We start from the raw sequence: 24,514 nt of genomic DNA, 5'->3' as shown, positions 1-24,514 counted from the left end.
GAGCCTTGCGAAAGCGGAGCAACTACGTCACTGATCGGGCAAGCGTGAAGAGGTGCCCATGAGCCAGGAAATCAAAGTCAGTGTTCTGGGGCTGATGGCCGCTGCGGGGTCTGCCGTCTGTTTCTCCGTCATCGACGTGATCTTCAAGTTCCTGTCCGGCGATTACCCGCTGTATCAGGTGGTCATGGTGCGCTCGATCGTTGCCCTCGTGGTGCTGGGCGCTGTGATCATCCCGCTGGAGGGCGGCTTTCACATCCTGCGCACGCGGCAGCCGAAACTGCATCTGATGCGCTGCTGCGCGGTGCTCTTTGCCAATATCTGCTTTTTCACCGGCCTTGCCATCATGCCGATTGCCGAGGCGGTCGCCATCGCCTTTGCCACGCCGCTGATCGTCACCGCCCTGTCGGTGGTGGTGCTGAAGGAACGCGTCGGCCCCTGGCGCTGGGGCGCGGTGGCGGCGGGGTTCCTGGGAGTTCTGATCATCATGCGCCCTGGCCCCGGCAGTTTTCAGGCCGCCGCGATCCTGCCCTTTCTGGGGGCCTGCGGTTATGCCACGCTGCATGTGCTGACCCGGCGGGCAGGCGGCGCCGAGAAGGCTTCCACCCTGTCCTTCTATCCCACGCTTGGCTTTCTGGTGGTCAGCGCGCTGGTCGGCCTCACCACCGGCGACGGGCGCTTTGCCAGTGGTGACAGCGCAGCCGTTGACTACATCCTGCGCGCCTGGGTCTGGCCCGCGCCGCAGGATTGGGGGCTGTTCGTCGGCGTCGGCCTTGCCGGATCCATCGGCGGCTACCTGGTCAGCCAGGCCTATCGGCTGAACGAGGCGGGTCTGGCCGCGCCCTTTGAATATGTCGCCATGCCCATGGCGGTGCTTTGGGGCGTTCTTGTCTTCGATGAATGGCCCGATGTGCCGGTCTGGGCCGGTTCGGCCTTGATCATTGGCGCAGGCCTTGTTTCAGTCTGGCGGGAAACCCGGCGCAGCCGCCCGGTGCCCCGCCCGCGCCCCCGCTCGGCCGGGTGAACGAAGACAGGACAGGGACCGACAAGATGCCCATCGACGCCGTCGTATTCGACATTGGCCGCGTGCTGATCGAATGGAACCCCGAAGGCTTTTTCGACACCCGCCTTGGCCCGGAACGACGCAAGCAGCTGTTCGCGGAGGTGGATCTTCACGAGATGAACCTGGGCGTGGATCGCGGCGATGATTTCCGCGCCTCGGTCTATGCCTTGGCCGAGCGCCACCCGGACTGGGCCGAGGAGATCCGCCACTGGCACGACAGCTGGATCAAGATGGCCTCTCCGGAGATCCCCCATTCGGTGCGGCTGATGCGTGCCCTGCAGGCGCGGGGCACCCCTGTCTTTGCCCTGACGAATTTCGGCATCGGCACCTTCGAGGTTGCTCGCAAGACCTATCCCTTCTTCGATGAATTCGACCGTGCCTTCGTGTCGGGACATTTGCGCACCATCAAGCCCGAGCCTGCGATCTACGATCATCTGGAGCGCGACACCGGCGTGGCACCGGATCGGCTGCTGTTCACCGACGATCGCCCGGAAAACATCGAAGCCGCCGCCCACCGCGGTTGGCACACCCATCTTTTCACCACACCCGAAACCTGGGCCAAGCGCCTGGTGGCAGAGGGGCTGTTGACGCCCAAGGAGGCCGCATGACCATCCCATCCATCGGATTTGCCGAAGGCGAGGCCCTGCTGGACTGGATCGACTTCACCGAAGCGCTGGCCAAGGGGCATGACCTGCCCAAGGCCGAGATCGGCGATACCTTCCTCTACCGCGATCCCGACACGCTGCTCAGCCGTTCGGCCTGGATTGATGGCTTGGGGCTGGCCGTGAAAACCGCAACGATCTTTCCGGGCAACCCAGAGGCGGGCAAGCCGATGGTCAACGGCGGGGTCTGTCTGTACTCCGACCAGGACGGCACCCTGGATGCGCTGGTGGATTTCCATCTGGTGACCAAGTGGAAGACGGCGGGCGACAGCCTGCTTGGTGCCATGCGGCTCGCGAACCCGGACAGTCGCGACATCCTGATCGTGGGCGCCGGAACGGTTGCCGGATCCCTGGTCGAGGCCTTCGGCGCCGCCTACCCCAGCGCCCAGATCCGGGTCTGGAACCGCACCCAGTCCAAGGCAGAGGACATGAAGGTCCCCTACCCGCAGATCGAAGTCGCCCACGATCTGGAGCGCGCGGTCCGGTCGGCCGATATCATCGTGACCTCCACCATGTCCTCGACCCCGGTGGTCAAGGGCGCCTGGCTCAAGCCCGGCCAGCACCTGAACCTCATTGGCGCCTACCGCCCCGACATGCGCGAAACCGATGACGAGGCGCTGTGCCGTGCCCGCCTTTACTGCGACAGTTTCGACACCACGCTGGATCACATCGGCGAATTCAAGATCCCGCTGGCCGAGGGCATCATCCAGCGCGGCGATGTGCTGGCGGATTTCTACAAGCTGGACGCCTTCCCCGCCTATGATCCAGCCGCCATCACCCTGTTCAAGAACGGCGGCGGCGCCCATCTCGACCTGATGACCAGCCGCCACATCCTTGAAAAATGGCGCGCCGGGAGCTGACCCAGGCCTGAGCCAAGGGGATCACGCCCTGCCCAGCAGCCTGTGCTGGTTTTCGCGGATCCAGACCTGGGCACCGGCAAGAACCGCATCATAGACGGCACCTCCGATAGCCTCGCCCAGCTCAGTATGAAGACCGGAATACATGGCGCTGCCCTCGGGCGCGGCGATCGCCACGCAATCGGTGCCCGTGCCGGTCGCTATCCCCGTGGGCAATTGCACCCGCGCGTCCATGACTGCGGCGGTGCGCGCCTGCACGGCAATGCTCATGGCTTCCAAGAGGCCCGCCTGGGTCAGCCCTTGATCAATGCGAACGCCGATATTGATGGTGCCCCAGTCCCGTCCCGCGTAATCCACCCGGCTGCCGACCCGTTCGGCATTGGCCAGGCCCACCGTGGCCAGGGCCTCTACCGTCACCGCGCCCACTTGCCGACGCCGATGTTCGAAACGGCGCACATCCCGCGAGGTCAGCATGAGCACGGTCTGCGCCGCCCCTTTTGCGGCCAGCTCCCGGTCGACCCATTCCCCCACATCCAGGTCAGGCGGCAGGTCGCTGTTGTGAACCTCCCGCCAAAGGATCCGCGATGCGCGGGTCAATCCCGGTGCATTGATCGACCAGCTCAGCACCTGCATCTCGGCGCCAAGATCGAAACTCAGCCAGGGCGCATCCAGCTGGACCGCGCTCAAGACACCACCTCCATGGCCTGAAACACCGGTCCCTGATCGGTATCCTGGTGCCAGACAGAGATCCCGAAGGCCTCTGCCATCAGCGGCGGGGTCAGCACATCCCGCGGCGCCCCGTCCGCCAGAAGCCTGCCTTTTGCCAAGAGCATCACCCGCGAACAGTGACGCGCCGCAAGGCCCAGATCGTGGAGCGAGACCATCACCGACCGCCCCTCTGCCGCCAGGTCGCCAAAGACCTTCATGGTCGCGATCTGATGCGCGGGATCGAGGCCCGCAATCGGCTCGTCCGCCATCAGGAGCGGCGTGTCCTGCGCCAGGGCCCGGGCAATCAGGGCGCGGGCCTGCTCGCCACCGGACAGGCGCGAGGCGGCGCGTTCGCGAAAGGCGTCGAGATCCAGCCGAGCGATGGCTGCATCCACATGGGCCTGATCCTGCGGCGGCATCTTCTGCCCCATCGCCAGATGCGGCAAACGGCCCAGCGCCACCAGGCGTTCGACAGAGATCGGCCAGGCGATTTCCCGCGCCTGCGGCATCCAGGCCACCGCGCGGGCCCGCGCGCCTGCGCCAAGTTCGGCCAGCGAACTGCGGCCCGTATGGGGCAACAGCCCGAGGCAGGCCCGCATCAGGGTGGTTTTGCCTGCCCCATTCGCACCGATCAGGCCAATCACCTCACCCGGCTCCACGTCAAAGGAGAGGCCCTTAAACACCTCGCGCTGGCGCAGGGTCACGCTCATGTCTGTTACGGAAAGAAGGCTCATGGCAGTTCCTTCCGGGTCTTGTAGATCAGGTGCAGGAACAAGGGTGCGCCGACGATGGCAGTGACCACCCCCAGCTTCAGATCGCGTTCGGGCAGGATTAGACGCACGGTGATATCCGCCAGCTGCACCATGATCGCCCCGCCAATAGCCGAGCTCCACAACAGCCGCGACGGGCGCGCCCCCACCAGCGGGCGCAGGATATGCGGCACCACCAGCCCGACAAAGCCGATGGCCCCGGCCACGGCCGTTGATCCGCCAACAATCGCCGCGGTGCCAAAGACCACTAGCAGCCGCAGGCGGCCAAGGTCTATCCCCATGGTCTGAGCGGCGTCCTCCCCCAGGGTCAGCGCATCCAGCCCCCGCGCGGTGACCGCAAGGGCCGCAGCCCCGATCAGGACAAAGGGCAGGCACAGCCAGACATGCACCATCGAGCGATCCGACAGGGATCCCATCATCCAGAACACGATCTCATTGGCGGCAAAGGGATTGGATGACAGGTTGAGCACCAGGGACGTCAAAGCCGCCGCCAGCGCCGAAATCGCAATGCCCGCGAGGATCAGGGTCAGCGATCCGCCACGCGGCCCGGCCAATGTCATCACCAGGAACACGCCAACCAAGGCGCCTGCCAGGGCCGCAATCGGCAGGCCCAGCGACAGGCTGGCGGCAAACCCGGTTGCCAGCGCCAGCACCGCCCCCAGCGCCGCCGAGCCGGAGACCCCGATCAGCCCCGGTTCCGCCAAGGGGTTGCGCAGATAGCCCTGCATAGCCGCCCCGGCCAGCCCCAGCCCCGCCCCTATGATGATCGCCAGAAGGGCACGCGGCAGGCGGATCTCCTGCATCACCAGCGTCAGCGGGCCATAGCTGTCATCAAACAGTGCCCGCAGGCTGTCGATGGCGGTCACATCGGCGGGCCCCACCGTGAGCGAAAGCGCAAAAAGCCCAAGCATCACGCCCAGCAGGCCCAGTTCCAGGCGCATCACTTGTCTCCCGTTTCGAACCGTTTGCGATCGTCGCTCAGACGCGCCACCGCGCGCAGCACATGCGGCGTTCCGCAAACCCAGTCGGCGTCGCGCATGGCGGCACTTGCGCCGCCGTGACGATAGGCGTCGATCACGGGGTGTAGCAGGATTTCCTCAGCGCGGGAATGTCCGGCATAGGGGGTGGAGGGCACGATCATATCGGGGGCCACCATGACCAGCTGCTCCAACGGCAGGGCGCCGCCATAGTCATAGCCCAACTCATCCGCCACGTTCTGCAGACCGGCCGCCCGAAGGATCTGGCCTGCAAGCGTTGCATCACCAGCGGTCCATCCCTGCGCTGCATAAAGAACGCCTCGAACGCTGCGGGTGCCGGTTGCACGCAAGATCTCCAGGTCGCGCTCATACTGGCTGATCATCGCCTGCGCCGCCCCCTCGCGGCCCAGCAGGGCGCCGACCTCGGCAATCCGCTCGCTGACCTCTTCGAGGGAGCGCGCCGGTTCCACCACAGCCACCGGAATATCCAACCGGCGCAGCATAGAGACCGTGGCTTGCCGACTATGGGCGCTGGCAATCACCAGGTCGGGCTTAAGCAAGTAGATCTCTTCCGCGCGCCCGTGGTTGATGATGTAGCTCTCGGCCTCCTCGCTCATCGCCGAACTGCGTGGATCCCGCGCCAGAAAGGAGACCGACACCAATTGATCCGCGCCCGCAAGCAACATCGACAGCTGATCGGTGCAGAGGTTCATCGACACCACACGGGCGGGCGGCGCAGGTGGCACCGGCCTCTCCTTCCCGACAGCGGCCCCGCACAAAGACAGGGCCGCTGCAAAAGCTATCCAGAAAGCGCGGCGCACCTCAGAAGGTCGATTCCAGGCCAACGTAGAAGGCGCGTCCGCGCTTGGCGAAGCCCCAGACATCGGAATAGTCCTTGTCGAACAGGTTGGTCACGCGCCCGGTCAGGGTCACGCGATCCGACAGGGCATAGCGTGCGGCGACATCGACGGTCGTGTAATCGGGCAGCTGCACCACCGGAAAGGTGCCGAAGGATTGCGTATCATAGTTGCCCGCCACATAGCGCAGATCCGCATTCACGCTGCCGCGTCCGTTCAGGAACGCCTGGCGTGCGCTCAGCAGCAGCTCGTGTTCCGGGCGGCGCACCTCAACCGATCCATTGGCGTTTGAGGCGTTCAGATAGGTATAGGCAAGGCGCAGATCCAGGCTGTCAGTGGCCTCCAGGATTGCCGAGATCTCCACCCCTTCGCGTTTCGATTTCTCCGCCCGGTTGCGATAGGTGCTATAGCCAAGCGCCCCATCGAAATACCATTCGATCTCGTCGGTCAGCTCTTCGGAAAAGAGCGTGACATCCACAATACCGCGCCCTTGAAGGAAGGGGACTTCGACCCCGAAATCGATGCTCCTGTTCTTTTCAGGCGTCAGGTTGGGATTGCCAAAAGTGCCAAAGGAGCTTCCGAACAGTTCAAAGAACGAGGGATCGACGCTGCCTTCCCCGGCAGAGCCATGCAACCGCACACCGTTGGCCAGGGTATAGGCGCCGCTGATGTTCCAGGTGGTGTCGTCCTCGAATGTGCTGTTGTTGTCCCGGCGCAGGCCCGCTTGCAGATTCAGACCGTTTGCAAGGGATCCGCGATACTCCACGGCGTAGGAATCGCGATCCGGCCGATAGCCTGCATTTGTGTTCGAGCGTTTTCGCGTATGTTCCGCGATCACGTTCACGATGTGATCCGCATCCTCCAGCATGGCACCGTCCAGCGCATAGCTGAGCAGGTAGCGCCCGGTCTTGCGGTCCGCCTGCGAGGTGGCTCCGCCGCCGGGGGTGCTTTCGAAATCGCTGTTTTCAAAGGTCAGCCGGTGCTTCATGCGGCCCCCCATCATCAGGTATTCCGCATAGACACTGCCCAAACGTTCGGACCGGTCGACGGTGCCGGTGGGATCATCGGTCACCGATTGCTGCACCGTGGTTGCAGCGTAGTTCTGCGTATCCGTGTCGTAATCCTCATCGGAGTGGCGGAAGGTGAAACCCAACTTCAGATCATCCGTCAGCAGGTAGTCACCGGTCAGGTTGATGGTCTTGCGCCGGATACCATCCTTTTCGCCGCCACTGCCGGAGAAGTCATAGCCTTCGTCATCAAGATAGGAGAGACCAAGCGCCAGCCCGCCGCGTTGCGTCCGGGTGGAGTAGCGCGCCGACACGGAATTGGCATCTCCACCCTCGATCTTGCCAAAGACCTCCTGGCCAATGTCGCCCTTCTTGGTGATGATACTGACAACCCCGGACGAGGCGCTGGAGCCGTAAAAGGCCGATTGCGGACCACGCAAAACCTCGATCCGTTCGATATTGGCAGTCTCCAGGCCCGAGAAAAAATACTCGTCGTTGCCCGCAGCCGCCGGAACACCGTCGATCAGAATCAAAGTGTTGTTGCCCTCGCCGCCGCGAATGCGCACCTGGGTAAAGCTGTCGCCCGCGCCACTCACCGAAACGCCGGGGACCGCACGCAGGGCGTCCTGCACGGTGAGAATGCCACGCTCCTCGATCTCTGCTGCGGTAATGACACTGGCCGAGCGCCCGTATTCCGATTCCGCGATCGGGGTCAGACCGCCGCTGACGATGATGTCGTCCAGATATACGATGTCCTCCGCCAGGGCGGGGTGTGCAACCAGGAGCGCGAACGCACTGGTGGCGCGCAGTAGAGTGGTTTTCATTTTCGATCCTTCGCGGAAGCCGGTCTTGCGACTCCCCAAAACAGGCCCCTGTCAGGCCGTCCATTCTAGATTGTCCTTGGAGAGGCTGTCTCCGCAGACGGTGAAGCATATGCCACCACTCCGGAAGGTCCGTTGTCCGTGACGCGCCCCGCGTCCGGACAGGGTGAACAACCTGGCAGGTCTCCTGACTTGCGGGTCATAGCTCATGCGGGCCTTCCCATCCCTTTTGCCGGGACAGTGGCATCTTCCGAATTCGCTCGCCGCCTACAGTTGCGGGGGCAGTCGGGGATTTGACAGCCGGTGCCGTACCCCGTTCCCTTTTTGCTGGATGGAATCCCATCCAAACCAGGTCGCACCGAAAAAGACTGAGCCGCCCGTAGAAGTCAATCTTGAATATTCAAGGGAGCCGCCGGGAAAACATGCCGTCCCTGGTGGCCGAGGGTCTGCAGGCCGGTGGCCTGCGTATAGCCCAGGTGGCCTCCAAGGTGGCGGAGGATTCGGCGATGATCGACACCAACGGGTTGAGCATAGAAGCGGCCATCAAGGATCGGCGGGGCTGAGCCGGAACAAAGCAATCATCTGTTTCGCGTTTTTTGTTGCCGATACCGCCTGAACAACTCAGGATTGAAGTATGAATGATATGAATGAAAAGACGTTTCCAGAGAGCTTAGATGACGGATAGTGACAGCGGAACTGGTGCAAACCCTTGGGAGGGGGATCGCCTAGGGTACAGCGAGGTGGGGGATACCTTCACCACCCTTATCAAGTCCATTTCCGATACCAAGGTGATCTCGATTGAGGCCGGATACGGGCAGGGCAAGACATTCTTTCGGGAACGTTGGGCGAAACAGTTGAAGGCCGAAGGCGAAGTGGTGATCGAAATCGACGCCCACATGTCCGATCACTCGGGCGATCCAGTCTTGACGTTTATTGGCGCACTTATCGCGGCCTTGCCTGAAAGTGCCAACCCGAAGCGGGACAAGGCGATTGAGAACGGAAAGAAAATCGTCGGTGTCTTGGGAAAAACTTTGGCTGGAGTTGCCGCGAAACAGGGCATGGGGGCTCTCGTGGATGTTGTCTCGGGAGAGGCTAGCGAGGCTTTGGAAGGCTACGAAGACCTGCAAGGCGCTGTGGAAAAGTTCGGGGTCGGTATTTCAAAAGCGGCAGGCGCCTTGATCGCAGCGCAAGTCACGGCCGAGCGGGTGCGCAATGTCGAGTTAAAAGAGCAGATGGAGGCGCTGCGTAAAGCTCTAACAGAGGGAAATCCGAATCCGCGTGTGGTGGTTTTGGTGGATGAGCTGGACCGCTGCCACCCGGATTATACCATTGCCTTCCTTGAGGCGATGAAACTGGTGTTCTCTCACGAGGGGTTCGTTTTCTGCCTGTTCGTTGATGATGCTTACCTCAATGGTCTGGCCGAGCATCGGTTCGGAAAACGGGAGGCGGGAGAGCGGTATCTGGACAAATTCGTCAACATCCGCCTGAAACTGCCACAAACGGAAAAGGCCCTATCCAATGCGGCAGAGGACGTGTTCAACACCTTGCCCGAAGGCACCCCTTTTGGTGAGGGGGAGGAGTTCACCATCGCGCGGGCGGCCCGGCTGGCTGGTGAAATGGCGCCGTTGAGTGGTTTGACGATGCGGCAGATCGAGCGGGTGAAGTTACGGGTGGAATTGGCTATCCGCTGCTACAAGAATCTTCCGTTGGACTATGCGCTTCTTGTTTGGCTGGCTTTTCGGGATGCAGTTCGGGATGCAGTCGGAGCGCCGTTATTTGACATGAAGATATTCGAAGATGCTCTGCCACGTTCTAGATTGACTAGGGAGAGAGCAGAAACCTTAATGAGTCGTCTGTTTAAGAGTAGTGGTGGCGAGCACGAGTATTCGGCTGCTTTGAAGTTCGTGAGAAGTAACTGTCCGGAGCTTCTAAATGTGCCGCCTTCGAAACCAACGGATAGGCGTATCCAACATGAAGATAGTCTAGTGGTTCTTGACGGGCACGGACCGAACTACATGTTGAATCACGAGGCGGTTCTCAATGCCCTCCATAAGTACGAAATAGACCAAATCGGCACGTCAACTTAATTCAAAGTGAGAACACCCGTTTTGCTGGCAGGAATAGTTCGCCGGAGTCCCTGCCTCCCGACGCAAAGAGTCCCTTTCCCCTTGCCAGGAAGGCGCAAACCCCCTATACGGCGCCTGTCGACAGAGATGCGAAAACGCACGAAAGACACTCTGAGCAGGGTCGGGGCAACCTCCGGCCCTTTGTGTTTGTTTGCTCCAGAGCGTCCAACTGCGTGATCTCGGACCGACCAACCCATTCAGACCGGCGGAGACAACCGCATGGCCAGCAAAGACGTATGAAAAGGAAATCCGAGACCACATGGCTCAGAACACATCGATGGAGGAATTCGAAGCCCTCCTAAACGAAAGCTTCGAAATGGACACCCCGGACGAGGGTTCCGTTGTCAAAGGCAAGGTCATCGCAATTGAAGCAGGCCAGGCCATCATCGACGTCGGCTACAAAATGGAAGGCCGCGTTGATCTGAAAGAATTCGCAAATCCCGGCGAAGCTCCTGAAATCGCTGTTGGCGATGAAGTGGAAGTCTTCCTGCGCTCGGCTGAAAACGCCCGTGGCGAAGCCGTCATCTCCCGCGAGATGGCCCGCCGCGAAGAAGCCTGGGACCGCCTGGAAAAAGCATACGCAGACGATGCCCGCGTCGAAGGCGCGATCTTCGGCCGCGTCAAAGGTGGCTTCACCGTCGATCTCGGCGGCGCCGTGGCCTTCCTGCCCGGCTCGCAAGTTGACGTGCGCCCCGTGCGTGACGCAGGCCCGCTGATGGGTCTGAAGCAGCCGTTCCAGATCCTTAAAATGGACCGTCGCCGTGGCAACATCGTTGTGTCGCGTCGCGCCATCCTGGAAGAATCGCGTGCCGAACAGCGTGCAGAAGTCATCGGCAAACTGTCCGAAGGCGATGCGGTTGACGGCGTGGTCAAGAACATCACCGAATACGGTGCATTTGTTGACCTCGGCGGCGTTGACGGCCTGCTGCACGTCACCGACATGGCATGGCGCCGTGTGAACCACCCCTCCGAGATCCTGTCGATCGGCGAAACCGTCAAGGTTCAGGTCATCAAGATCAACAAGGACACCCACCGTATCTCCCTCGGCATGAAGCAGCTGCAGGAAGATCCGTGGGATCTGGTTGGCGCCAAGTTCCCGCTGGGTTCGGTGCACAAGGGTCGCGTCACCAACATCACCGATTACGGTGCATTTGTTGAGCTGGAGCCCGGTGTCGAAGGTCTGGTCCACGTCTCCGAGATGTCCTGGACCAAGAAGAACGTGCACCCCGGCAAGATCGTGTCGACCTCGCAGGAAGTCGACGTCATGGTTCTGGAAATCGACGGCGCCAAGCGTCGCGTGTCCCTGGGCCTCAAGCAGACCATGCGCAACCCCTGGGAGCTCTTTGCCGAGACTCACCCCGAGGGCACCGAGGTCGAAGGCGAAGTCAAGAACATCACCGAATTCGGTCTGTTCATCGGCCTCGACGGCGACATCGACGGCATGGTTCACCTCTCCGATCTGTCCTGGGACGAGCGTGGCGAGGATGCGATCCAGAACTACCGCAAAGGCGACATGGTTTCGGCCGTTGTCTCCGAAGTGGACGTCGAGAAAGAGCGTATCTCGCTGTCGATCAAAGCCCTGGGCGGCGACAAGTTCGCCGAAGCCGTGGGCGGCGTGAAGCGTGGCTCCGTGATCACTGTCGAAGTGACCGCCATCGAAGACGGCGGTATCGAAGTGGAATACGAAGGCATGAAGTCCTTCATCCGCCGCTCCGACCTGTCGCGTGACCGTGCCGATCAGCGCCCCGAGCGTTTCTCGGTCGGTGACAAGATCGACGTGCGCGTCACCAACGTTGACAGCAAGACCCGTCGTCTGGGCCTGTCGATCAAGGCGCGCGAGATCGCGGAAGAAAAAGAAGCCGTGGAACAGTATGGTTCCTCGGACTCCGGTGCATCGCTGGGCGATATCCTTGGCGCCGCACTGAAGACCGGCGACTGATCGCCCGCTTCTTTTCGCTGAAAATCTTGGGAACGGCCCTGCCTCTGGCGGGGCCGTTTTCTATTGGCAGGGGCCGCCATGGGCAGGGTGCCACCAGGGCAGGCAGGACGCGAATCAAACCCGCATGCAGGCCGCGTGATCGGCAAAATCCCACCCACAGTGCGACGCGAAGCCACCCTGCGCAGCAAATCTCTGGTTTTACATGGCAATTTCAGGCAATCTTCCGGAATATGGAGATCGGCATCGGCGGTTCTTGTTCCCGGCGCGTCGTTTTCCTTGTTATAGTCATGAGTACTTTGGCGAAGGATTGCGTTGGCTTGGGAGGGCAGGAAGGATGATCCGCTCTGAACTGATTCAGAAGATTGCAGACGAAAACCCGCACCTGTATCAGCGGGACGTCGAGAGGATCGTGAACACGGTATTCGAGGAAGTGACCAACGCGATGGCCCGGGGTGACCGGGTCGAATTGCGCGGCTTTGGCGCTTTTTCGGTGAAAAAGCGGGATGCGCGGGTTGGTCGCAATCCCCGTACCGGCGAAACGGTCCATGTAGAGGAAAAACATGTGCCGTTTTTCAAGACCGGAAAGCTCTTGAGGGACCGTCTGAACGGAAAGGCCTAAATGCGCTATCTTCGTTATGCCATCCTGGGCGCCTTGGGGATTGTCCTGATCTCCGTGTGCCTGGCGAATCGCTCTGTCGTAGAGCTGAAGCTGATGCCCACCGCCCTTGCGGAACTGGTCGACTGGAACCCCACCATCGCGCTGCCGCTCTTCGTGGTGGTTCTGGGTGGGGTCGCCGTTGGTGTGGTGGTTGGCTTCATCTGGGAATGGCTGCGCGAGCACAAGCATCGCCGGGAAGCCGGTCAGCACAGCCGCGAGGTCAAGAAACTCTCCCGCGAAGTGCAGAAGCTGAAAAAGCAGAAGCACGAAGGCAAGGACGAGGTCCTCGCCCTGCTGGATGACGCGGTCTGATCCAATGACATCGGATATCCGAGTCAAGGTCTGCGGCCTCAGCACGCCGCAGGACGTGGATTGCGCCGCGCGTGCAGGGGCAGCCTATGCGGGCTTCGTGTTCTTCCCGAAATCGCCGCGCAATGTCTCCGTTGAAACCGCTGCCAGCCTGGCGGCCCAGGCTCCCGTGGGCCTGTGCAAGGTCGCCCTGACGGTCAATGCCACAGATGCGGAGCTGGACGCGCTGGTGGATGCGGTGCCTTTGGACATGTTGCAGCTGCACGGCAAGGAAACGCCGGAACGCGTGGCCGCGGTAAAATCCCGCTACGGCCTGCCGGTGATGAAGGCGATCGGCGTCGCCGATGCGGCGGACCTGGCGCAGATCGATATCTATTCGGATGTGGCCGACCAGCTTTTGATCGATGCCAAACCGCCCAAAGGCGCCGATCTGCCCGGCGGCAACGGGCTGGCCTTCGACTGGCGCCTGCTGGCCAGGCGCAAATACTGGCGCAAACCCTGGATGCTGGCCGGCGGGCTCACCCCTGAAAACGTGGCCGAGGCGATCCGCATGACCGGTGCGCGGCAGGTGGATGTCTCTTCCGGGGTTGAATCTGCACCGGGCCAGAAGGACGCCGAGAAGATCGCCGCCTTCGTCTCTGCCGCCCACGCCGCACGCGGCTGACACGGTCCTATCGACGCGACCCGCGAGGTTTTGCGCCTTGCTCTCTTTACCCCTCGCCTGACGCGCTATAGTCATTAGCCGTGCCGCGCAGAGAGGAACAATCATGGCCGAAGATCTTTTCAACAGCTTCATGAACGGACCCGACGAAAAGGGCCGCTTTGGCATCTTCGGCGGGCGTTTCGTCAGCGAAACGCTGATGCCGCTGATCCTGAGCCTGGAAGAGGAATACGACCGCGCCAAGGACGATCCCACGTTCTGGGCCGAGATGGACGATCTGTGGAAGCACTATGTGGGCCGTCCCAGCCCGCTCTATTTCGCCAATCGCCTGACCGAGCACCTGGGCGGCGCCAAGATCTACATGAAGCGGGACGAGCTGAACCACACCGGCGCCCACAAGGTGAACAACGTGCTGGGGCAGATCCTGCTGGCGCGCCGCATGGGCAAGACCCGCATCATCGCTGAAACCGGCGCCGGCCAGCATGGGGTGGCCACCGCCACCGTCTGCGCCAAGTTCGGTCTGAAATGCGTGGTCTACATGGGCGCCCATGATGTGAAACGTCAGGCCCCGAATGTCTTCCGCATGCGCCTGCTGGGCGCCGAGGTGATCCCGGTGACCTCGGGTCGTGGCACGCTGAAGGATGCGATGAACGACGCGCTGCGCGACTGGGTGACCAATGTGCGTGACACTTTCTACTGCATCGGCACCGTGGCCGGCCCGCACCCCTATCCGGCGATGGTCCGCGATTTCCAATCGGTGATCGGCAAGGAGGTGCGCTGGCAGCTGGCCGAGCAAGAGGGCGAAGGCCGCCTGCCGGATACGGTGATTGCGGCCATCGGTGGCGGCTCCAACGCCATGGGGCTGTTCTATCCCTTCCTGGACGACAAGAGCGTGAACATCATCGGCGTCGAGGCCGGCGGCAAGGGCGTTGACGAGAAGATGCAGCATTGCGCCTCGCTCACCGGCGGGCGGCCCGGCGTGCTGCACGGCAACCGCACCTACCTGCTGCAGGATGACGACGGTCAGATTCTCGAAGGCTTCTCGATCTCCGCCGGTCTGGATTACCCGGGCATCGGCCCCGAACACGCCTGGCTGCATGATACGGGTCGCGCCGAATATGTCTCGATCACCGACAAGGAAGCGCTGGAGGCCTTCCAGCTGTCCTGCGCGATGGAGGGGATCATCCCCGCACTGGAGCCAAGCCATGCGCTGGCCCATGTGATGAAGATCGCGCCGACCCTGCCGAAAGAGCATATCATCGTCATGAACATGTGTGGCCGCGGCGACAAGGATATCTTCACCGTGGCACGGCACCTGGGCTTTGACATGTCCGACACCGAAGAGGGGCGCGACCTGGACGACTGAGCCCTGCCCCGGTCAAAAAATGCAAAAAAGGCGCCTTGGGGCGCCTTTTTCATTGTCCAGCTAGCGCTTACACAGCGCAACGGGAGGCTCAGCCTTCCTCCAGAACGGTTTCAAAACCTTCGAACTGCGGATGGCCGATAAAGGGGCTTTCGCCTTCGTTCTGCCGCGCGTTGCGATGCGAATTGCGGAATTGCTCGGACTTGGTCCAGGCCTCGAAATCATCCTGGCTGTCCCAGATCACATGGCTGGAATAGAGGCTGTATTCCTCGGTTTTCGGTCCCTTCAGCAGCCGGAACTCCTGAAACCCCTTCATCTCGTTCAGGCGGCTTTCCCGGTTTTTCCAGATGGTTTCAAAATCCCCTTCCCGTCCGGGACGAATCTTGAAGCGGTTCATGGCAATAAAGGTCATGGTGCCCTTGGCCCTCTCTTCTGCGGTTGCATAAGGCTGGCGAAGGCGGGCAAGAGCACGCACCCGGGCTGGCGATAGGTCTCAGTATCTGAGAAATCCCGGTCCGGTCAATGCAGAGCGGGTGAGACCTGAACGCGCAGGGGCTGCTATTGGGCACTATGGGCGCGCAAGATCTCCAGCGGCACCAGATCCAGCGCACGCCTGTGGGTGCTGGCCAGCTTCACCCGTGGCGCACAGCCTTCATCCGCGGCCTGCAGGAAGCGCGCGGCACACAGGCACCAGCTGTCGCCGGGTTTCAGGCCGGGAAACTGAAACTCGGGCCTGGGAGTGCTGAGGTCATTGCCCACATATTTCGAATAGGCGAGGAATTCCCCCGTCATCACCGCGCAGACCGTATGGCTGCCCTGATCGGCCGCGCAGGTGTTGCAGGCACCATCGCGGAAAAAGCCGGTCAAAGGATCATTGGAACAGGGCTGAAGGGCGCTGCCCAGAACATTGATACTGTCGTCTTTTTCCATGGGTGCTTGGCCTATAATGCGCGGGCGATCTTTCGGAACATCTCGATATTAGCGCGGTTTACGCCCTTGTCGCGGAATTTCCGGTCGGCAGCGGTGCTGACAATGACAACATCGCGGGCCTGATCGATATAGATGTATTGGCCATAGACCCCGCGTGCCATGAATTCACCCGCATGGGCGCCGATGGGGATCCACCACTGGTATCCATAACCGATCTTGCCCGCCTCAGTCGGCGCCGAGGCACGGGTCGAGTCTTGGATCCACGCGGCGGGAACGATCTGCTGGCCGCCATAGTGCCCGTCCTGCTCGATCATCCGGCCAAAGCGGGCATAGTCCCGCGTGGTGATGTTGAGCCCGCCCAGGACGAAGGCGACGCTTTCACCGTCGGTCACGTAGTATGGCTCCTGCTCCAACCCCAGGGGCGCGATGATCTTCTCCGACAGAAGGTCGGGAATGCTGCGCCCGGTGGCACCGCGGATCACCATGCCGATCACATGGGTGTCGATCGAGACATACTGCCAGGTGGCACCAGGCGTGGCGAAGGTTTCCTTCAGATCGGCCGCGAATTGATCCAGCGTGCCGCCCAATGCAACCTCGCGACCCATGCGGTTGATATCCGAATCATAGTCCAGGTAATCCTCGTCAAAGGTGACACCGCTGGCCATGTTCAACACGTTGCGGATGCTGGCGCCATCATAGGCGCTGCCTTTCAAGAGCGGCGCATATTTGGTGACGGGATCGTCGATGGAGGCAATCGCGCCTTCTTCCAGCAGCACCCCGAACAAAGCCGACAGGTAACTCTTGGCCACCGACCAGGAGATGCGGCGGTCATCCTCACCGGTGCCAAGGTGATAGCTTTCGTGACGGATCTGCCCGTCCTTCAGCACCAAAAGAGAGGTCACCGCACGATCTTCGATCCAGCTGCCCGTACCATCCGGCAGGGTCATCTCGGCCCCCTGAGGCAGCGCAGAGACCGCCCCTGCCCCGCGCGGCACGGGCCGGGTCAGGAAGGCTGCATTCATGTTGGAGAAGTTTCCGACGATCTTTTCCTCTGAAAACAGAGAGTTCACCGCCCAGAGGCGCATGATCTCTTCCCGTTTCCACAGGCCACCTGCAACGGCGACAACAACTGCAACAGCCAGGATCCGCCCGGCGATCCGCATGAACTTGCGCATATCTTTCCTCCCTTTGGCCATCAGCCTAGCCGCGGGGAGGACCCCGCGCAAAGCGGACCCGACGGAAGGCAGCCTAGCGGAACTTGTCGACCAGCCGTTCCAGCGGGGAGCGGGCATCCTCGGGTTTGGCGGGTTCCGCCTCCGGCTTTGCCTCTTTTGCGAGCTTGTCCTTGCCCCCGGCAGAGGTGGAACTGCGCGGCGGTGCGGTGCGCAGGGCAACCGCATTCATGAACTTGCCGCCATCGCCCTTGGCCAATTGGGCAGCCCCATCGGAAATCCCGCGCATCAGGTCATCCAGCCAGGCTTCATCGGCCTTGGGAAAGTCGCGCAGCACATATCCCGCGACCGCATCCTTGTGGCCGGGATGGCCAATGCCAAGGCGCACGCGGGCATAGTCGGCACCGATATGGGCATGGATCGAACGCAACCCGTTGTGCCCCGCATGCCCCCCGCCCTGTTTCACCCGCGCCTTGCCGGGCGCCAGATCCAGCTCGTCATGCAGCACGGTCACATCGGCAGGCGTCAGCTTGTAGAACCGCATCGCCTCGCCCACGGATTGGCCAGAGTTGTTCATGAAGGTCTGAGGTTTCAGCAGCAGCACCTTGGTCCCGTCCAGGGTGCCTTCGCTGATCTCGCCCTGAAATTTCGATTTCCACGGTGAAAAGCCGTGATCCTCGGCGATCCGGTCCAGCGCCATGAAGCCGATGTTATGCCGGTTATGCGCATATTTTGCGCCGGGGTTACCAAGGCCGACAAAGAGTTTCATGGGGTCTCTCGCTGTTTGCAGACGTCTTGCGGGGATACATGCCCGCTCAGCCGGTGAAAATCCAGAGGTGCGTCATCCGTAGGGGCAAAAGAAAACGGAGCCCGAAGGGGCTCCGCTCAATGATCCGGCCTGCGGCGTGGATCTTATTCTTCTGCGGCTTCCGCTTCGCCTTCTTCCTCGTTGTCAGAGGAAGCCAGACCGGCAGGTGCTGCAATGTTTGCAATCACGAAGTCGCGGTCGATGGTCGGCTTGGCGCCGCCGGGCAGTTCAACCGCAGAGATGGTGACGGTGTCACCGATCTGCAGCTCGGAGATGTCCACGGTCAGCTTTTCCGGGATATCGCCAGCGGTCACGACCAGTTCCACCTCGGGGCGTACGACGGACAGCATGCCGCCTTTTTTGATGCCGGGGGCCACATCTTCACCAGTGAATTCAACCGGGATGAACAGGTTGATCTTGGTGGTGCGGCGCAGGCGCATCAGGTCGAAGTGGGTCGGCAGGTCCTTGACCACGTCACGCTGAACGTCGCGGCAGATGACGCGGACGTCTTCCTGGCCTTCGACCTTCAGGTTCCACAGGGTCGACTTGAAGCGACCGGCCTTCAGCTTTTTGAACAGCTCGTTAAAGGGGATCTGAATCGCCATCGGCTCAGCGTCACCACCAAAAACAACACCAGGAACCATGCCAGCGCGACGCGCTGCGCGAGCGGCGCCCTTGCCCGTCCCCGCACGTTCCTGGCAAACGAGATCAGGAATCTCTCCAGCCATTTGAATTCTCCAATATGTTAGGGCGGGATGCCTCCAAGGCTGTCACCCCGCGTGAAGCCGCGCATATAGCCGAGAATCCCCCGGATGCAAAGCGCAAAAAAGCCAAAGGCGGATCAGCCCTGCCAGACGCCCTCGAAACCTTCGGGGACCAGCAGGTTGTGACGCCCCAGATCCTTCACGTTGCGCTCGCCGCACAGGGCCATGGTGGTGTCGAGTTCCTTCTGGATCACCTCCAGCGCGGTGGTGACACCCTTCTGCCCCATGGCACCCAGCCCGTAGACGAAAGCGCGGCCAATCATGGTGCCCTTGGCCCCCAGCGCCAGCGCCTTCAAGACGTCCTGGCCCGAGCGGATACCGCTGTCGAGATGGACCTCGACCTGATCGCCGACGGCATCCATGATCTGCGGTAGCATGCGGATCGAGCTGAGCGCACCATCCAGTTGCCGCCCGCCGTGGTTGGAGACCGTGATGGCATCGGCGCCCACCTTGGCAGCCATCTTGGCGTCTTCGGCGTCCAGGATCCCCTTCAGGATCACCTTGCCGCCCCACATCTCTTTCAGCTTTTCGATCTTGCCCCAGTCGAGCGAGGGATCGAACTGCTCCGCCGTCCAGGCGCCGAGCGAGGAGGCATCCGAGATGCCTTCCACATGGCCGACGATATTGCCGAACTCGCGCCGCTTGGCGCCCAGCATTTCAATGCCCCAGGCCCATTTCGTCATCAGGTTGGCGATGGTCTTGGGGGTGAGTTTCGGCGGAGCGGACAGGCCGTTCTTCAGGTCCTTGTGGCGCTGACCCAGGATCTGCAGGTCCAGCGTGATCACCAGGGCCGAACATTTGGCCGCCTTGGCGCGCTCGATCAGGCGGCGCACGTAGTCCTCGTCCTTCATGGTGTAAAGCTGGAACCAGAAGGGTTTGTTGGTTGCCTCAGCGACATCCTCGATCGAGTTGATCGACATGGTCGACAGGGTGAAGGGGACACCGAATGCCTCGGCGGCGCGGGCGGCTTTGATCTCGCCATCGGCATGCTGCATGCCGGTCAGCCCGACAGGAGCCAGCGCGACAGGCATGGCGACATCCTGGCCAATCATCTGGCTGGCAGTAGAGCGGCCCGACATGTCCACGGCCACACGCTGACGCAGGCGGATCTGTTCGAAATCCGAGGTGTTCTCGCGGAAGGTCTGCTCGGTCCAGCTGCCGCTTTCGGCATAATCATAAAACATCCGGGGAACACGGCGTTCGTAGATGCGCTTCAAGTCATTGATATTGGTAATTACAGGCACTGGTTCAGTCCTCGCCTAATGTTGGTCAACATTCTTTACCAATTGTGTGGCGCCAGCGCAATGATTGCCTTTGCGCTTGGACAAAATGTCCCCCTTCGGCATTTTACGTTAGATTTATCACTTGCCATTGCTAGGATTCTCCTGACAGCCGGTCGGGGTGGCGCCGTTTGCGCCGGGGACGATTGCCTGGCTGTCGTGGGAGCGGACAGAATTTCAGGGGTAAACCGGGTCAAACGTGGAAACAGAATTCGATTCTTCATTTCCCGAGGCGGGCAGCTTGGCTGACATGCGCGCGGCCTTCAAGCGGGAGCAAACCGCCCGCAAGGAAGCCGAGGCCGCAAATCAGGCCAAATCCGCCTTTCTGGCGGTCATGAGCCATGAGATCAGGACACCGCTGAACGGTGTCCTCGGAATGGCAGAGGCCCTGGCCGACAGCGGGCTGCGGGAAGATCAGCAAGAGATCCTCGACACCATAACCGACAGTGGCAACCTGCTGCTCACCATCGTCGATGACATTCTGGATCTCTCCAAGGTCGAGGCGGGCAAGCTGGAGCTGGAGACCCTGCCGAGCAACGTGAACGAGATTTTCATGTCGCTGTGCCAGCAGTACCGCCCCCGCATCGAGGCCAAGGGGCTGTCCTTTACCACCGTTCTAAGCGGGCTGATGGTCAAGGGCGAAGTCTGGGCCAAACTGGACCCGACCCGATTGCGGCAGGTACTTGGGAACCTGTTGTCGAATGCGCTGAAATTCACCGCAGAGGGCGCCTTGTCCTTCTCGGTATCGGCAGCGCATCTGGGAGAGGAGACGATCCTGCTCGACTTCAACATTCGCGACACCGGCACCGGCATTCATGAAAAGCAGCACGGCAAGCTGTTCAACCCTTTCACCCAGGCTCAGGCCAGCGTGAACCGGCGCCATGGTGGCACCGGGCTGGGCCTCGTGGTGGCACAGCAGATCTGCAAGGAAATGGGCGGTGGCATCGAATTCACCAGCGCCGAGGGAGAGGGCAGCGAATTCCATGTCTCGCTCGTGCTGGAGGCGGCAGAACCACCGAAGCAAACGGCACAGGAAGAAAACGATTGGAGCCGTGCCGTCCTGGCGGATCGGCGCTGGCGGGTGCTGGCGGCGGAAGACAACCTGACCAATCAATTGGTGCTGCGCCACCTGCTGAAAGAGTTCGACCTGGATCTGACCATCGTGTCTGACGGGGCGGAACTCTTCGATCTCTGGCAGGCGGAGGGGGCTGACCTGATCCTGATGGATGTGAACATGCCGGTGATGGACGGGGTGACCGCAACCTGCAAGATCCGCGAGGTCGAGAGCCAAGAGGAACGCCAACCGGTTCCGATCATCGCGATCTCTGCCAATGCGATGTTGCACCAGGTCCAAGGCTACATGGCGAACGGCATGTCGGATCACGTGGCAAAGCCGACCCGAAAGGCAGACCTTTTCCCGGCGATTGCGCGCCTCTTGTGCGACACCCATGACCGGCTGCCCTGCAAAGGGACCACGACCTGAAGACCTTGGCGGTTTCGGTCGAAGCCTCGGCCAGCACCACTCAGGATGTCGGCACCGTCAGGCGCAGTGGCGTCAAGCTGCGTGGGCGCCGTCCGACAGGGACTTCACGAAGGCCAGCACCTCATCAACCGACTTCCCGGCGCCGATCTGACTGACGATGGCGCTGCCCACCACGGCACCATCGGAGACCGAAGCGATATTCTGCGCCTTTTCCGAGGTGTTGATCCCGAAACCGACGATCACCGGAAGATCGGTGGCGGATTTGATCCGGGCCACTTCCGGTCCCACGTCGCCCGCTTCGGCTTCGGCCGCACCGGTAATGCCGGTGATGGAGACATAATATACAAAGCCCGAGGTGTTCTGCAGAACCCGCGGCAGGCGCTTGTCGTCCGTCGTCGGGGTGGCGAGACGGATGAAATTCAGCCCTGCGGCCTGGGCCGGAATGCAGAGCTCCTCGTCCTCCTCCGGGGGCAGGTCCACGACGATCAGCCCGTCGATCCCGGCGGCCTTGGCATCCTGCAGAAAGGTGTCGACCCCGCGGTTGTAGATCGGGTTGTAATAGCCCATCAGCACGATCGGCGTGGTGTCGTCTTCCTTGCGGAACTCGGTGGCCAGCTGGAGCGTAAGCTCCAGCGTCATGCCCGCATCCAGCGCCCGCTGACCGGCCAGTTGAATGGTCGGCCCGTCCGCCATCGGGTCGGTGAATGGCAGGCCCAGCTCGATGATGTCGACACCGGCGGCGGGCAGGCCTTTGACCACCTGCAGGGAGGTTTCGTAATCCGGGTCCCCGGCCATGACGTAAGAGACGAAAGCTTTCTTCCCTGCTGCCTTGAGGTCAGCGAATTTTGCATCGATGCGGGTCATGGTCGGGCCTTGTGTTTACTGTTCGCCCCGGTGTGCCGAATGTTGGGGCTAAAATCAATCCCAACCCCGGCGCGCAAAGCCGCCTAAAGCGGAATGTGCCAGCGCAGGTGCACGGAATTCACGCCGGGATTGAGACTGGCGGTGGAGGCATTGGATTTATGCGAGATCGCCAGCGATACGGCGGTTCCATTGGCAAAGCCGCGCCCGACCCCGATCTCGCTTCGTATTTCGAAGGTCGAGCCCAGATCGTTCAACGCCACGCTCTCGAAATAGGCCCCCGGCAGGATGCTGGCATCGATGAACCAGGCCCGGCCCAGATCCCATCTCCCGGCCACACCGGCCCCAATGAAGACATCTCCGGTTTCCTGAACATCCAGCGCGGCACCAAAACGGGCCGCAAAGTTACCCTTTTCCCAGAACGGGCTGTGCCGATAGTCAAGTGACACCAGCGCACCATTCTCTGACCCGGGGCGGGAATAGTCGGAATATCCGATTCCGATAGAAATCTCACGGTCTTCGGCATGGGCGGCATGCGCACTCAGGAGAACGGCTGTCAGGGCGGCAATGTATTTCATGATCAATCTCGGCTTGTTTGCGTCTGGTGACCGCAACATGTGCATTTAAGTCTCGTTCCGACAGAAAAATCAAGCAAATGATAGAAACCGTGAAAACCCGTGAGCAAGATCTCGGCAGCGCCTTTTTTCCATGACCGCTTGCACCATACTCCATTGCTGCCTAGAAGCGCAGCCAAGTGGCATCAGGAGGCCGGTATGGGCTTTAAAATGGGAATCGTCGGTCTGCCCAATGTTGGCAAATCGACGCTGTTCAACGCGTTGACGAAAACCGCCTCGGCACAGGCGGCGAATTTTCCGTTCTGCACCATCGAACCCAATGTGGGTGAAGTCGGCGTTCCCGATGCGCGTCTCGTCAAACTTGCGGCCATCGCCGGTTCGAAACAGATCATCCCGACCAGGATGACCTTTGTGGATATCGCGGGTCTCGTCAAAGGGGCCTCCAAGGGCGAGGGCCTCGGCAACCAGTTCCTGGCCAATATCCGCGAAGTGGACGCGATCGCCCATGTGCTGCGCTGTTTCGAGGATGGCGATGTCACCCACGTCGAGGGGCGCGTCGATCCGGTGGCCGATGCCGAAACCATCGAGACCGAGCTGATGCTGGCGGATCTCGAAAGCATCGAGAAGCGCCGCGCGGGCCTGGTGCGCAAGCTGAAGGGCAACGACAAGGAAGCCCAGCAGCAGGATCGCCTTCTGGCCGATGCCCAGGCGATGCTGGAAGACGGCAAGCCCGCTCGCCTGGTGGAGGTCGACGCCGAAGACGCCAAGGCCTGGCGCATGCTGCAGCTTCTGACCACCAAACCGGTACTTTATGTCTGCAACGTCGGCGAATCCGAATCCGTCGAGGGCAATGAACACTCCGCCAAGGTCGCCGAAATGGCGGCGGCCCAGGGCAATGCCCATGTGATCATCTCGGCCCAGATCGAGGAAGAGATCAGCCAGCTGGAGGCGGACGAGGCGCAGATGTTCCTAGAGGAAATGGGCCTGACCGAGGCCGGTCTCGACCGCCTGATCCGCGCCGGTTACGAGTTGTTGCACCTGGAAACCTATTTCACCGTCGGCCCCAAGGAGGCCCGCGCCTGGACCATCCGCAAGGGCACCTCGGCGCCCCAGGCGGCCGGTGTCATCCACGGCGATTTCGAAAAAGGCTTCATCCGCGCCGAAACCATCGCCTATGAGGACTTCATCGCCAACAATGGCGAACAGGGTGCCAAGGAAGCAGGCAAGATGCGCGCCGAGGGCAAATCCTACATCGTGCAGGACGGCGATGTGATGCACTTCCTGTTCAACACCTGACCCCTGCCTTCAGCTGAAACATGGCGCCCGTCAGAGCTTTCTGGCGGGCGTTTTTCTGTGCTGTGCAACAGGCATGCCAGAGAGCCCCGACGTGAAACGCCCGCCAGTTGCATCCTGGCGGTTTTTCGATGCCGGATTGAAAAATGCCCCGAACCGCGATTTTCGGCCTTGTTTCCCTTGGGCTTGGCCCATATACCGGCCGACGGAGACGTGGCCGAGTGGTCGAAGGCGCTCCCCTGCTAAGGGAGTAGGCGGGAAACCGTCTCGAGGGTTCGAATCCCTTCGTCTCCGCCACTTGCACATCGCAAACCCGAGATGAGGTCCCTAGCGGGGCCTTTTTTCTTTTTGGTTCAAAGGGGTTTAGCGATGCCATCCGACTTTCGGAGACTGGTCGTTTAGCCGAAATCAGTCTCTGAACGCCCCGCGTCTCTTTCCACCCGCCCTTCACTCAGATCGAGGCGGATTAAAAAGTTGTCTATATATCAGATAGTTAGGGAAATATGATTGCGCCGCAGTTGAGGTGAGTTCGGCTGCTATCGAAGCGAACAGAGACACCCGAAGGCGGCGTGG

25 protein-coding genes, 1 tRNA gene and 1 riboswitch are annotated in these 24,514 nt (G+C 61.4%); of the genes, 13 read left to right on the top strand and 13 right to left on the bottom strand.

What is annotated here, in order from left to right; all coding sequences use genetic code 11:
* Positions 1-58 precede the first annotated feature (58 nt).
* From PXK07_RS10005 to PXK07_RS09995, 3 genes are read left to right on the top strand one after another with little or no spacing between them, the layout of a single operon-like run.
* Positions 59-1,021, top strand: a complete 963-nt coding sequence (locus PXK07_RS10005; RefSeq protein ID WP_274848087.1) for a DMT family transporter — start codon at positions 59-61, stop codon at positions 1,019-1,021.
* Positions 1,022-1,047: 26 nt separating this feature from the next.
* A complete protein-coding gene (locus tag PXK07_RS10000; protein WP_274848086.1) occupies positions 1,048-1,668 on the top strand; it encodes an HAD family hydrolase in 621 nt (206 codons plus the stop codon).
* On the top strand, positions 1,665-2,582 hold the full coding sequence (locus PXK07_RS09995; RefSeq protein WP_274848085.1) for an ornithine cyclodeaminase family protein: 918 nt from the start codon (positions 1,665-1,667) through the stop codon (positions 2,580-2,582). The genes PXK07_RS10000 and PXK07_RS09995 overlap by 4 nt, the downstream gene beginning before the upstream one ends.
* Before the next feature lie 21 nt (positions 2,583-2,603).
* On the opposite strand, the gene PXK07_RS09990 is transcribed toward PXK07_RS09995, so the two are convergent.
* The 5 genes from PXK07_RS09990 to PXK07_RS09970 all read right to left on the bottom strand — a co-directional run bounded on the left by PXK07_RS09990 (position 2,604) and on the right by PXK07_RS09970 (position 7,722).
* Positions 2,604-3,266, bottom strand: coding sequence for an adenosylcobinamide amidohydrolase (locus tag PXK07_RS09990; RefSeq protein ID WP_274848084.1), 663 nt, complete (start codon positions 3,264-3,266; stop codon positions 2,604-2,606).
* Positions 3,263-4,021 (bottom strand): ABC transporter ATP-binding protein, encoded by a 759-nt coding sequence (locus tag PXK07_RS09985; RefSeq protein ID WP_274848083.1) that lies wholly within the window; start codon positions 4,019-4,021, stop codon positions 3,263-3,265. The genes PXK07_RS09990 and PXK07_RS09985 overlap by 4 nt, the downstream gene beginning before the upstream one ends.
* A complete protein-coding gene (locus PXK07_RS09980; protein ID WP_274848082.1) occupies positions 4,018-4,998 on the bottom strand; it encodes a FecCD family ABC transporter permease in 981 nt (326 codons plus the stop codon). The genes PXK07_RS09985 and PXK07_RS09980 overlap by 4 nt, the downstream gene beginning before the upstream one ends.
* Positions 4,998-5,780: an ABC transporter substrate-binding protein gene (locus PXK07_RS09975; RefSeq protein WP_274848081.1), complete on the bottom strand. Its 783-nt coding sequence runs from the start codon at positions 5,778-5,780 to the stop codon at positions 4,998-5,000. The genes PXK07_RS09980 and PXK07_RS09975 overlap by 1 nt, the downstream gene beginning before the upstream one ends.
* Positions 5,781-5,856: 76 nt before the next feature.
* The gene (locus tag PXK07_RS09970) at positions 5,857-7,722 is read right to left on the bottom strand and encodes a TonB-dependent receptor plug domain-containing protein (protein WP_274848080.1); all 1,866 of its coding nucleotides are present in this window, start codon (positions 7,720-7,722) and stop codon (positions 5,857-5,859) included.
* 157 nt (positions 7,723-7,879) lie between these two features.
* Positions 7,880-8,087, bottom strand: a riboswitch (cobalamin riboswitch).
* Between the two features lie 54 nt (positions 8,088-8,141).
* Between PXK07_RS09970 and PXK07_RS09965 the strand changes: the two genes are divergently transcribed.
* The 7 genes from PXK07_RS09965 to trpB all read left to right on the top strand — a co-directional run bounded on the left by PXK07_RS09965 (position 8,142) and on the right by trpB (position 14,778).
* Positions 8,142-8,282 (top strand): hypothetical protein, encoded by a 141-nt coding sequence (locus tag PXK07_RS09965; RefSeq protein WP_274848079.1) that lies wholly within the window; start codon positions 8,142-8,144, stop codon positions 8,280-8,282.
* A 111-nt stretch (positions 8,283-8,393) separates the two neighbouring features.
* Positions 8,394-9,806, top strand: a complete 1,413-nt coding sequence (locus PXK07_RS09960; RefSeq protein WP_274848078.1) for a KAP family P-loop NTPase fold protein — start codon at positions 8,394-8,396, stop codon at positions 9,804-9,806.
* 286 nt (positions 9,807-10,092) lie between these two features.
* Complete coding sequence (rpsA, locus tag PXK07_RS09955; protein ID WP_274848146.1) at positions 10,093-11,784, top strand: 30S ribosomal protein S1; 1,692 nt, start codon at positions 10,093-10,095, stop codon at positions 11,782-11,784.
* A 334-nt stretch (positions 11,785-12,118) separates the two neighbouring features.
* Positions 12,119-12,403, top strand: a complete 285-nt coding sequence (ihfB, locus tag PXK07_RS09950) for an integration host factor subunit beta (protein WP_192964471.1) — start codon at positions 12,119-12,121, stop codon at positions 12,401-12,403.
* A complete protein-coding gene (locus PXK07_RS09945) occupies positions 12,404-12,754 on the top strand; it encodes a lipopolysaccharide assembly protein LapA domain-containing protein (RefSeq protein ID WP_274848077.1) in 351 nt (116 codons plus the stop codon).
* A 4-nt stretch (positions 12,755-12,758) separates the two neighbouring features.
* Complete coding sequence (locus PXK07_RS09940; RefSeq protein ID WP_274848076.1) at positions 12,759-13,415, top strand: phosphoribosylanthranilate isomerase; 657 nt, start codon at positions 12,759-12,761, stop codon at positions 13,413-13,415.
* 103 nt (positions 13,416-13,518) lie between these two features.
* Positions 13,519-14,778: a tryptophan synthase subunit beta gene (trpB, locus tag PXK07_RS09935; RefSeq protein WP_274848075.1), complete on the top strand. Its 1,260-nt coding sequence runs from the start codon at positions 13,519-13,521 to the stop codon at positions 14,776-14,778.
* Between the two features lie 88 nt (positions 14,779-14,866).
* Here trpB and PXK07_RS09930 read toward each other — a convergent pair whose 3' ends face one another.
* The 6 genes from PXK07_RS09930 to PXK07_RS09905 form a co-directional block, all read right to left on the bottom strand.
* On the bottom strand, positions 14,867-15,187 hold the full coding sequence (locus PXK07_RS09930) for an antibiotic biosynthesis monooxygenase family protein (RefSeq protein WP_274848074.1): 321 nt from the start codon (positions 15,185-15,187) through the stop codon (positions 14,867-14,869).
* A gap of 146 nt (positions 15,188-15,333) precedes the next feature.
* Positions 15,334-15,705 (bottom strand): DUF2237 family protein, encoded by a 372-nt coding sequence (locus PXK07_RS09925; protein WP_274848073.1) that lies wholly within the window; start codon positions 15,703-15,705, stop codon positions 15,334-15,336.
* Positions 15,706-15,716: 11 nt separating this feature from the next.
* Complete coding sequence (locus PXK07_RS09920) at positions 15,717-16,880, bottom strand: serine hydrolase domain-containing protein (protein ID WP_274848072.1); 1,164 nt, start codon at positions 16,878-16,880, stop codon at positions 15,717-15,719.
* Between the two features lie 73 nt (positions 16,881-16,953).
* On the bottom strand, positions 16,954-17,646 hold the full coding sequence (pth, locus tag PXK07_RS09915; protein WP_274848071.1) for an aminoacyl-tRNA hydrolase: 693 nt from the start codon (positions 17,644-17,646) through the stop codon (positions 16,954-16,956).
* 143 nt (positions 17,647-17,789) lie between these two features.
* Positions 17,790-18,413, bottom strand: coding sequence for a 50S ribosomal protein L25/general stress protein Ctc (locus tag PXK07_RS09910; RefSeq protein WP_274848070.1), 624 nt, complete (start codon positions 18,411-18,413; stop codon positions 17,790-17,792).
* Between the two features lie 113 nt (positions 18,414-18,526).
* Positions 18,527-19,693, bottom strand: a complete 1,167-nt coding sequence (locus PXK07_RS09905) for an alpha-hydroxy acid oxidase (protein WP_274848069.1) — start codon at positions 19,691-19,693, stop codon at positions 18,527-18,529.
* 286 nt (positions 19,694-19,979) lie between these two features.
* Between PXK07_RS09905 and PXK07_RS09900 the strand changes: the two genes are divergently transcribed.
* The gene (locus PXK07_RS09900) at positions 19,980-21,212 is read left to right on the top strand and encodes an ATP-binding protein (RefSeq protein WP_274848145.1); all 1,233 of its coding nucleotides are present in this window, start codon (positions 19,980-19,982) and stop codon (positions 21,210-21,212) included.
* 72 nt (positions 21,213-21,284) lie between these two features.
* Here PXK07_RS09900 and trpA read toward each other — a convergent pair whose 3' ends face one another.
* Together trpA and PXK07_RS09890 are read right to left on the bottom strand one after the other, a co-directional pair.
* Positions 21,285-22,076 (bottom strand): tryptophan synthase subunit alpha, encoded by a 792-nt coding sequence (trpA, locus tag PXK07_RS09895; RefSeq protein ID WP_274848068.1) that lies wholly within the window; start codon positions 22,074-22,076, stop codon positions 21,285-21,287.
* A gap of 83 nt (positions 22,077-22,159) precedes the next feature.
* On the bottom strand, positions 22,160-22,651 hold the full coding sequence (locus PXK07_RS09890; RefSeq protein ID WP_274848067.1) for an acyloxyacyl hydrolase: 492 nt from the start codon (positions 22,649-22,651) through the stop codon (positions 22,160-22,162).
* 195 nt (positions 22,652-22,846) lie between these two features.
* Between PXK07_RS09890 and ychF the strand changes: the two genes are divergently transcribed.
* On the top strand, positions 22,847-23,944 hold the full coding sequence (gene ychF / locus PXK07_RS09885) for a redox-regulated ATPase YchF (protein WP_274848066.1): 1,098 nt from the start codon (positions 22,847-22,849) through the stop codon (positions 23,942-23,944).
* Between the two features lie 204 nt (positions 23,945-24,148).
* A tRNA-Ser gene (locus PXK07_RS09880) sits at positions 24,149-24,238 on the top strand.
* The last annotated feature ends 276 nt before the right edge of the window (positions 24,239-24,514 follow it).

Source organism: Phaeobacter sp. QD34_24 (assembly GCF_028890115.1).
Taxonomy (GTDB): Bacteria; Pseudomonadota; Alphaproteobacteria; order Rhodobacterales; family Rhodobacteraceae; genus Phycobacter.
Note: the sequence above shows the minus strand (reverse complement) of the source record. Positions and strands in the feature narration are given on the sequence as shown.